The following is an 8,427-nucleotide window of genomic DNA, read 5'->3' on the forward strand; positions in this document are numbered from 1 at the left end:
AGCCGACCCCGGCCGCCCCGGTCGCGACCGCCCAGGCCCCGGCGCCCGCGCCGTCCGCCGCCGGCGGCTCCGCGGCCGTGCAGATCGGCGCCTTCTCGTCGACGGCCATCGCCGACGCCGAGTTCGCCAAGGTCGCCAAGGCCTTCCCGCAGTTCGCCTCGGGCAAGGCCAAGCGGGTCGAGCCCGTCGAGCGCGACGGCAAGACCCTGTACCGCACCGCCTTCACCGGCTTCTCCAAGGCCGACGCCCAGGCGTTCTGCTCGGCCCTGAAGGCCGCCGGCAACGCCTGCCTGGTGAAGTGATCCGAGACTGAGAGGGGGTTGGACGTGACGCTCGCCTGCATCCTGGGCTGCTCGGGTCCGACCCTCACGCCGGACGAACGCGACTTCTTCCGCGACGTCCGCCCCTGGGGCTTCATCCTGTTCCGCCGGAACGTGGAGACGCCCGAGCAGGTGCGCGCCCTCGTGGACGCCCTGGTCGAGACCACCGGGCGTACCGACGTGCCGGTCCTGATCGACCAGGAAGGCGGCCGGGTGCAGCGCCTGCGTCCGCCGCACTGGCCGAAGTATCCGCCGGGCCGCGCCTATGGCCGGGTCTCGGCCAACGATCCCCTGGTGCAGCGTGAACTGACCCGCCTGGGCGCGCGTCTGATCGCCCACGACCTGCGCCAGCTGGGGATCAACGTCGACTGCCTGCCGGTGCTGGACGTGCCGGTGCCCGGCGCCCACGACATCATCGGCGACCGCGCCTACGCCGAGGACCCGTACACCGTCTCGGTGCTGGGCCGCGCGGCGGCCGAGGGCCTGATGGCCGGCGGCGTCCTGCCGGTGATCAAGCACATCCCCGGCCACGGCCGCGCCTTCGCCGACAGCCACGAGGCCCTGCCGACGGTCGACACCGCGCTCGAAGAGCTCGACGCCTGGGACTTCCAGCCGTTCAAGGCGATGTCGGACATGCCGGCGGCCATGACCGCCCACGTGGTCTACACCGCCATCGACAGGAAGAAGCCGGCCACCACCTCGAAGAAGGCCGTGCGCCTGATCCGCGAGGACCTGGGCTTCGGCGGGCTGCTGATGTCCGACGACCTGTCGATGAACGCCCTGTCGGGCGGCCTGGGCGAACGCGCCCGCGACGCGCTGAAGGCGGGCTGCGACGTGGTCCTGCACTGCAACGGCGTCATGGCCGAGATGCAGCAGGTGGCCGCCGCGTCCTCTAAGCTGAAGGGCGACGCCAAGCGCCGGGCCGAGGCGGCCATGGCCCGCATCGTGCGCGCGCCCGAGCCGTTCGATCCGGCCGAAGCCCGCGCCCGCTTCGACGAAGCCTTCGCCGGCATCGACGCCGCCGCCGGTCCCAAGGTCGGCGAGGCGTGAGCGAGGCCTTCCAGCCTCAGCTAGACTTCGAGGCCGTCGACAACGCCGTCGAGGACGGCGAGGCGCTGGTCGTCGATCTGGAAGGCTACGAAGGCCCGCTGCACGTGCTGCTGGCGCTGGCCCGCACCCAGAAGGTGGACCTGCTCAAGCTGTCCATCACCAAGCTGGCCGAGCAGTACCTGAAGTTCGTGCAGGAGGCGCGCCGGCGCCGGTTCTCGCTGGCCGCCGACTACCTGGTGATGGCCTCCTGGCTGGCCTACCTGAAATCGCGCCTGCTCTTGCCCAAGCCCGAGCGCAAGCAGGGCGAGGAGCCGCCGGCCGAAGAGATGGCCGCCGCGCTCGCCTTCCGGCTGATGAAGCTGGAAGCCATGCGCAAGGCGGTGGACGAGCTGAAGGCTCGCCCGCAGCTGGGCCGTGACGTCTTCACCCGCGGCGACCCTGAAGCGATGGTCGTGATCCCGTCGTCGCGGGTCGAGGCCACCCTCTATGAGCTGATGCAGGCCTACGTCACCCAGCGGGTGCGCGAGAGCCAGCGCACCTACAACCCCGGCCAGCGGGTCGAGGCCTATCAGCTGGACGACGCGCGCAAGCGGCTGCGGACGATGCTGCCGCGAATGGAGAGCTGGACGACGCTGAAGAGCGTCGCGCCGGAGCCTGAGGAAGACGAGGCGGACGGACCGACCCCGGCCTCCTACCTGGCCTCCACCTTCGCCGCGACGCTCGAACTGGCCAAGGAACGGACGATCGAGGTGAAGCAGCTCGAAGCCTTCGCCGACCTGTACCTGCGCCGTATCGAGCGCCCGGCCGAACCGCTGGAACTGACGCCGTGAGCGAAGACCTCATCGAAATCGAACGCATGATCGAGGCCCTGCTGTTCGCGGCGGCCGGCCCGCTGTCGGCGCACGACCTGGCGCGGCGGTTGCCGGACGGCGCAGACGTCGGGCGCGGCCTGGCGGCGCTGAAGGCGCGCTACGCCGGACGCGGGGTGGAGCTGGAGTGCGTGGCCGACCGCTGGCGTTTCCGCACGGCGACCGATCTCGCCGGCCTGATGACCGAGGAGCGCGAGGATCCGCGCCGGCTGTCGAAGGCGGCGCTCGAGACCCTGGCCATCATCGCCTATCACCAGCCGGTCACCCGCGCCGAGATCGAGCAGATCCGTGGCGTCAGCCTCAGCCGGGGCACGCTGGACGTGCTGCTGGAGATGAACTTCGTGCGCCTGCGCGGCCGCCGGCGCACGCCGGGCCGGCCGGTGACCTACGGCACCACCGACGGCTTTTTGGAGCACTTCGCCCTGGCCAGCCTCGGCGACCTGCCGGGCGCGGCGGAAATGCGCGCGGCCGGCCTGCTCGACATCGGCGTGCCGGCCGGCTTCGAGGTGCCCGACCCGTCGGGCGCGCGCGACGGCGAGGACCTGCTGGACGCCATCGACGAGGACTCGCCGGAGTTCCAGATGGACTTCGTGGGGGAAGGGGAGGAGCGTTAAGACTCCCGCGGCAAGCTCGCCGCCATGGACAAGGCTCCCGTCGCGCCCCTGGTCGCCTGGTTTGTCGCCCAGCCGGAGTTCGTGCAGCAGGCGGTGCTGATCGCGCCTTTCGTGGTCGCCGCCGTCGTGGTCCCGCTGTGTCTGCTCAGCGCCCCGTCGCTCGGGGCCGTCCTGCTGCCCTGGGAGCTGAACTGGCTGCTTTCGTTGGGAAGCTGGCGCTCCGAGCGCGCGCCGGCCTGGCTTCGGCGTCTGCACATCGATTGGGAGGATCCCCCGTTGGATCCGCCCATGGCTGGAAGACAGGACGCCCAGCACGCGATCGACACCGTCGCGCGGGAGCATGGCGCGCGCCGCCGCCGCTTCGGCCGTAGATGAGGGCGATCGAAAGTGACTCCGGGCCGCGTCGATAGGTTCCTTGGCTCGACGCCGTCCTTGCGCCTATATGACCGCCGATAGGAATTTCGGCCGCCTGAGTCTTTCGCGGCCATAGGGAGACTAGCCCATGGGCTCCATGAGCATCTGGCACTGGCTCATCGTCGCGCTCGTCGTGATGCTGCTCTTCGGCGGCCGCGGCAAGCTGTCCGGCCTGATGGGCGACGCCGCCAAGGGCATCCGCGCCTTCAAGGAAGGTCTGAAGGGCGAGGATGAAGCGCCGCGCGCCGGCGAACTGCCGCGCACCGACGCGGAAAAAGAAGACCTGAAGCGCTGATCGCCCGCGTCCCCGTTGCGTGAGGCTTAAGCCATGATGCCCTCCGTCGGGGGTTTCGAACTCGTGGTCATCGCGATCGTCGCCCTTTTGGTCGTCGGTCCGAAAGACCTGCCCGTCCTGATGCGCAAGGTCGGCCACGTCATGGGCCGCATGCGCGCCATGGCGGCCGACTTCCGCGCCAGCTTCGACGAAATGGCGCGGCAGTCGGAGCTCGACGAGCTGCGCCGCGAGGTCGAGGCCCTGCGCACCGGCCGGCTCGGCGAACCGCTGAGCCGCGAGGCCGACGCCCTCGTCCACGAGATCGACGAGGGCCTGCGCATTCAGCCGGACTACCAGCCGCCGGCCCTGCCGGACGCGGGCGAGATCGCCTCGCCCGACGCCGCCGAGGACGTCGTGGAAGAGGCGGCGCTCGCCGCCGAAGCCGCCCCGGCGCCTGAGCCCGCTTCGGCCGACGCGCCCGTGAAGAAATCCCGCCGGAAGAAGACCGCGTGACCCAGGCCTACGACGACGAATCCGAACTCGAGTCGTCGCGCGCGCCGCTGCTCGATCACCTGATCGAGCTGCGCTCGCGCCTGCTGATCTGCGTCGTGGCGGTGGGCCTGGCGTTCGCCCTGTGCTTCGCCTTCGCCGACCAGATCTATCTCTTCCTGCTGCACCCGTTCGAAGTCGCCGGCGGCCTGCTGGCGGCCCAGAAGGCTTCGGGCGGCAAGCACGGGCCGTTCGACCTGCTGCTGGCCCTCATGGGCCTGAAGGACGTGCCGCGGATGGCCGGCGGCGAACTCAAGCTGGTGTTCACCGCGCCGCTGGAGTTCTTCTTCGCCAAGTTGAAGCTGGCCGGCTTCGGGGCCGTGATCCTGGCCTTCCCGGTGATCGCCTGGCAGCTCTACCGTTTCGTCGCGCCCGGTCTCTACAAGCGCGAGCGCAAGGCCTTCCTGCCGTTCCTGGTCGCCTCGCCGGTGCTGTTCGTGATGGGCGCGGCGCTGGTCTACTTCGTCATGCTGCCGTTCGTGCTCTGGTTCTCGCTGAACCAGCAGATCGTCGGCCCGGGCAACGTGCAGGTCGAGCTGCTGCCCAAGGTGTCGGAGTATCTGACCCTGGTCACCACCCTGGTGCTGGCCTTCGGCCTGTGCTTCCAGCTGCCGGTGGTGCTGTCCCTGCTCGGCATGTCCGGCATCGTCGACTCCAAGGCTCTGGCCTCGGGCCGCCGCTACGCCATCGTCGGCATCGTCGTGGTCGCCGCCGTGGTCACCCCGCCCGATCCGATCAGCCAGCTGATGCTGGCCGCGCCTCTGGTGCTGCTCTACGAGGTCTCGATCTGGTGCGTGCGCCTGATCGAAATGCGCCGCCGCCGCCAGGAGCGGCTGGAGCAGGGCTAATAAGATCCTCCCCCGAGCTCGCAAAGCGAGCGGTGGGGGAGGGGGACCGCCGAAGGCGGTGGAGGGGGCTGGGTTCGCGCGACGGCCGCCGTCGCACTCCGCTGGAGCCCCCCACGGCGGCTGACGCCGCCTGCTCCCCCCAGTGCTGACGCTCGGGGGGAGATCTTCCGAGCGCCCTTGGCGAGCGACTCGGCGCGACGTAAACAGGCCGCTTTCCTCCGCTCAAGCCAGACCGAGGCGGCCATGCACGACATCCGCGCCCTCCGTGAGACTCCCGACGTTTACGTGCGCGGGTGGTCGTCTCGCGGCATGGCCGACGCGGAAGGCGTGGTCGCCGGCCTGCTGGACCTGGACCGCAAGCTGCGCGCCGCCCAGACCGCCTTCCAGGAAGGCCAGGCCCGCCGCAACGAGGCTTCCAAGCTGATCGGCCAGGCCAAGGCCAAGAAGGACGAGGCCGAGGCCCAGCGCCTGATGGCCGAGGTCGAGAGCCTGAAGGGCGCGATCGCCACGGCCCAGGATGACGAGCGCGCGCTGGGCGAAGAGCTGCGCGAGAAGCTGGCCGCCCTGCCGAACGTGCCGGCCGAGGAAGTGCCTGCGGGCGAGGACGAGACCGGCAACGTCGAACAGCGCCGCTGGGGCGACGCGGCGGCCCTGCCGGCCGGCCGTAGCGGCGCGGCCAAGGACCACGCCGACCTCGGCGAAGCTCTGGGCCTGATGGACTTCGAGGCGGCCGCGCGCATGTCGGGCGCCCGCTTCGTGGTGCTGAAGGGGCAGCTGGCGCGCCTGGAGCGGGCCATCGGCCAGTTCATGCTGGACCTGCAGACGAACGAGCACGGCTACACCGAGGTCAACCCGCCGCTGATGGTGCGCGACGAGGCCATGTACGGCACCGGCCAGCTGCCGAAGTTCGCCGAGGACCTGTTCCACACCACCGACGGCCGCTGGCTGATCCCGACCGCCGAGGTGTCGCTGACCAATCTGGTGCGCGAGCAGATCACCGCCGAGGAAGAGCTGCCGCTGCGCCTCACGGCGCTGACCAACTGCTTCCGCGCCGAGGCCGGCTCGGCCGGGCGCGACACCAAGGGCATGATCCGCCAGCACCAGTTCCAGAAGGTGGAGCTGGTCTCGATCACCACGCCGGAAGCGTCGAACGAAGAGCACGAGCGCATGACCCAGTGCGCCGAGGCGGTGCTGAAGAAGCTGGAGCTGCCGTTCCGCACCGTGATGCTGTGCACCGGCGACATGGGCTTCACCGCGCGCAAGACCTACGACCTGGAGGTCTGGCTGCCGTCGCAGGGGACCTATCGCGAGATCTCGTCCTGCTCGAACTGTGGCGACTTCCAGGCCCGGCGCATGGACGCGCGCGGCCGCAAGGCCGGGGAGAAGGGCACGCGCTTCCTGCACACCCTGAACGGCTCGGGCCTGGCGGTCGGCCGCACCCTGGTCGCCGTGCTGGAGAACTACCAGGACGAGGGCGGCCGCATCGCCGTGCCGGCGGCGCTGCAGCCGTACATGGGCGGCCTGACCCACGTCGGCTGATCCCATGCGCATCCTCCTCACCAACGACGACGGCTGGGATGCGGAGGGCTTCCACGTCCTGCAACGCATCGCCGCCCAGATCAGCGACGACGTGTGGATCTGCGCGCCGGAGCAGGAGCAGTCGGGCGCCTCGCGCGGCGTGACCCTGGCCAACCCCTTGCGGGTGCGCCGGTTCGGGCCGCAGGCCTGGGCGGTGTCGGGCACGCCGACCGACTGCGTGCTGCTGGCGGTCAACGACCTGATGGAGCAGAAGCCCGACCTGATCCTGTCGGGCGTCAACCGCGGCCAGAACCTGGGCGAGGACGTCACCCTGTCCGGCACGGTCGCGGGCGCTCTGCAGGGCATGGCGCTGGGCGTCCCCTCGATCGCCCTGTCGCAGGCCTGGATGCGGCGCGAAGAGGAGCGGTCCGGCTCCATGTTCGAGCCGGCAGAGGTGTTCGGGGCCGGGATCGTGGGCCGGCTGATCGAGACCGGCTGGGCCCCGAACGTGGTGATGAACGTCAACTTCCCCGACCAGCCGCCCGAGCTGGTCAAGGAGGTCGAGGTCACCACCCAGGGCTTCCGCGACGTGCACCACATGCACGCCGAGCGCCGCACCGACCTGCGCGGGCGCGACTACTACTGGATGGGCTTCCGCGGAAAGCTGTCGAACCCGCAGGAGGGCACCGACCTGCGGGCCGTCTACGAGGGCCGCATCTCGGTCACGCCGCTGCACATCGACATGACCCACATGCCCAGCGTCCACGACCTGAAGGGCCTTCTGGGCGGCGCGCCCCCGAAGAGCCCGCGCGAGGGCGCCGCGGGATGACGCGCACATCCGTTCTCGCAATCCGTACGCGTCCTGATACGACGGGCGCCGAGCACCTCTGAATCGCACCCGCATGTCCGACCGCCCCGAAGACCGCGACGAAGCCAGTCCCCGCGCCCGCATGGGCCGGCTGATCATGGCGCTTCGCGCTCAGGGCGTGACCTCGCCCAAGGTTCTGAACGCCGTCGAGGCGACCCCGCGCGAGATCTTCGTGCCGGAGCTTTTCCAGGAACGCTCCTGGGAGGATTCCGCGCTTCCGATCGACTGCGGCCAGACCATCAGCCAGCCGTTCATCGTCGGCCTGATGACCCAGGCCCTGAACGTCGAGCCGCGCCACCGCGTGCTCGAGATCGGCACCGGCTCGGGCTATCAGACGGCGATCCTCTGCAAGCTGGCCCGCTACGTCTATACGATCGAGCGCTACCGCACCCTGCTGACCGAGGCCGAAGGCCGCCTGCGGCAGCTGGGCGTCGAGAACGCCGTCACCCGCTTCGGCGACGGCTCGCTGGGCTGGCCCGAACAGGCGCCGTTCGACCGCATCATGGTCACCGCCGCCGCGCCGACCGAACCGAAACGCCTGCTCTCGCAGTTGAAGCCTAACGGCGTGCTGGTCGCGCCGGTCGGCCGCGGGCCGGTGCAGAGCCTGGTGCGCTACGTGGGCGACGGCGAGGGCGCCTTCCTGCGCGAGACGCTGGGCGAGGTGCGGTTCGTGCCGCTGGTCGAAGGCGTCGCGCGCGAACTTTGAACCGAGGCTGAACGCCGCGTTAACCCCGTTCAGCGGCGTTGGCGCTAAGGTGGAGCTTCGGGGATGTTTTCTCGAACCTCTTTGACGACTCGACGGCCGGCTGGCCGATCGACGCTTTCCGATGGTTGGATCGGCATGACGACGACGCTTTCACGGCTGCTTCTGCTGGGCGCTTCCGCCGCGGCGCTTTCCGCCTGCACCACCGTGGACCTCGAGTCCCTGCCGCAGCCCAAATACGCGACCCGTATCGAGGACGTCGTGCCGGGCGGACAGCCCGCGCCGCCGCCCACGCCGGTCTACGCCGCGCCGTCCGAGCCGGCCCCGCAATCGGCCGAGCCGGTCCCGCCGACCGTGCGCGCCGCGCCGGCGCCCTCGGGCCGGGTGACCAGCGCGGCCC

General features: G+C 70.6%; 11 protein-coding genes and 1 pseudogene. All 12 read left to right on the plus strand.

Going from position 1 to position 8,427, the window contains the following annotated elements; all coding sequences use genetic code 11:
• Nucleotides 1–302, plus strand: a 302-nt coding sequence (locus G3573_RS17865) for an SPOR domain-containing protein (protein ID WP_163263051.1), incomplete at its 5' end; no start/stop codon positions are given.
• A gap of 24 nt (nt 303–326) precedes the next feature.
• Entirely contained in the window at nt 327–1,370 is a 1,044-nt protein-coding gene (gene nagZ, locus G3573_RS17870; RefSeq protein WP_163263052.1) for a beta-N-acetylhexosaminidase, read from the plus strand.
• Nucleotides 1,367–2,200 (plus strand): ScpA family protein, encoded by an 834-nt coding sequence (locus G3573_RS17875; protein ID WP_163263053.1) that lies wholly within the window; start codon nt 1,367–1,369, stop codon nt 2,198–2,200. The genes nagZ and G3573_RS17875 overlap by 4 nt, the downstream gene beginning before the upstream one ends.
• 26 nt (nt 2,201–2,226) lie before the next feature.
• A complete protein-coding gene (gene scpB, locus G3573_RS17880; RefSeq protein ID WP_163263061.1) occupies nt 2,227–2,853 on the plus strand; it encodes an SMC-Scp complex subunit ScpB in 627 nt (208 codons plus the stop codon).
• Between the two features lie 24 nt (nt 2,854–2,877).
• The gene (locus G3573_RS17885) at nt 2,878–3,228 is read left to right on the plus strand and encodes a hypothetical protein (protein WP_163263054.1); all 351 of its coding nucleotides are present in this window, start codon (nt 2,878–2,880) and stop codon (nt 3,226–3,228) included.
• Between the two features lie 127 nt (nt 3,229–3,355).
• Nucleotides 3,356–3,562: a twin-arginine translocase TatA/TatE family subunit gene (locus tag G3573_RS17890; RefSeq protein WP_163263055.1), complete on the plus strand. Its 207-nt coding sequence runs from the start codon at nt 3,356–3,358 to the stop codon at nt 3,560–3,562.
• 33 nt (nt 3,563–3,595) lie between these two features.
• Complete coding sequence (gene tatB, locus G3573_RS22595; RefSeq protein WP_163263056.1) at nt 3,596–4,054, plus strand: Sec-independent protein translocase protein TatB; 459 nt, start codon at nt 3,596–3,598, stop codon at nt 4,052–4,054.
• Nucleotides 4,051–4,938 carry a twin-arginine translocase subunit TatC gene (gene tatC, locus G3573_RS17900; protein ID WP_163263057.1) on the plus strand — a complete coding sequence of 296 codons (888 nt, stop codon included), beginning with the start codon at nt 4,051–4,053 and terminating at the stop codon, nt 4,936–4,938. Before tatB ends, tatC begins: the two co-directional genes overlap by 4 nt.
• A gap of 243 nt (nt 4,939–5,181) precedes the next feature.
• Nucleotides 5,182–6,477, plus strand: a complete 1,296-nt coding sequence (serS, locus tag G3573_RS17905; RefSeq protein WP_163263058.1) for a serine--tRNA ligase — start codon at nt 5,182–5,184, stop codon at nt 6,475–6,477.
• Nucleotides 6,478–6,481: 4 nt separating this feature from the next.
• Nucleotides 6,482–7,285 (plus strand): 5'/3'-nucleotidase SurE, encoded by an 804-nt coding sequence (gene surE / locus G3573_RS17910; RefSeq protein WP_163263059.1) that lies wholly within the window; start codon nt 6,482–6,484, stop codon nt 7,283–7,285.
• A gap of 73 nt (nt 7,286–7,358) precedes the next feature.
• Nucleotides 7,359–8,030 carry a protein-L-isoaspartate(D-aspartate) O-methyltransferase gene (locus G3573_RS17915; protein ID WP_163263060.1) on the plus strand — a complete coding sequence of 224 codons (672 nt, stop codon included), beginning with the start codon at nt 7,359–7,361 and terminating at the stop codon, nt 8,028–8,030.
• A gap of 135 nt (nt 8,031–8,165) precedes the next feature.
• Nucleotides 8,166–8,427 (plus strand): annotated as a pseudogene (locus tag G3573_RS17920) (hypothetical protein); the annotation flags it as partial.

This window comes from Caulobacter sp. 17J65-9 (assembly GCF_010975005.1).
Lineage (GTDB): Bacteria > Pseudomonadota > Alphaproteobacteria > Caulobacterales > Caulobacteraceae > 17J80-11.

Bases quoted from the DNA above. Each gene is read 5' to 3' on its own strand.
- G3573_RS17915 (WP_163263060.1), top strand. From the start codon at position 7,359: ATGTCCGACCGCCCCGAAGACCGCGACGAAGCCAGTCCCCGCGCCCGC.
- G3573_RS17890 (WP_163263055.1), top strand. From the start codon at position 3,356: ATGGGCTCCATGAGCATCTGGCACTGGCTCATCGTCGCGCTCGTCGTG.
- surE (WP_163263059.1), top strand. From the start codon at position 6,482: ATGCGCATCCTCCTCACCAACGACGACGGCTGGGATGCGGAGGGCTTC.
- tatB (WP_163263056.1), top strand. From the start codon at position 3,596: ATGATGCCCTCCGTCGGGGGTTTCGAACTCGTGGTCATCGCGATCGTC.
- serS (WP_163263058.1), top strand. From the start codon at position 5,182: ATGCACGACATCCGCGCCCTCCGTGAGACTCCCGACGTTTACGTGCGC.
- scpB (WP_163263061.1), top strand. From the start codon at position 2,227: ATGATCGAGGCCCTGCTGTTCGCGGCGGCCGGCCCGCTGTCGGCGCAC.
- G3573_RS17885 (WP_163263054.1), top strand. From the start codon at position 2,878: ATGGACAAGGCTCCCGTCGCGCCCCTGGTCGCCTGGTTTGTCGCCCAG.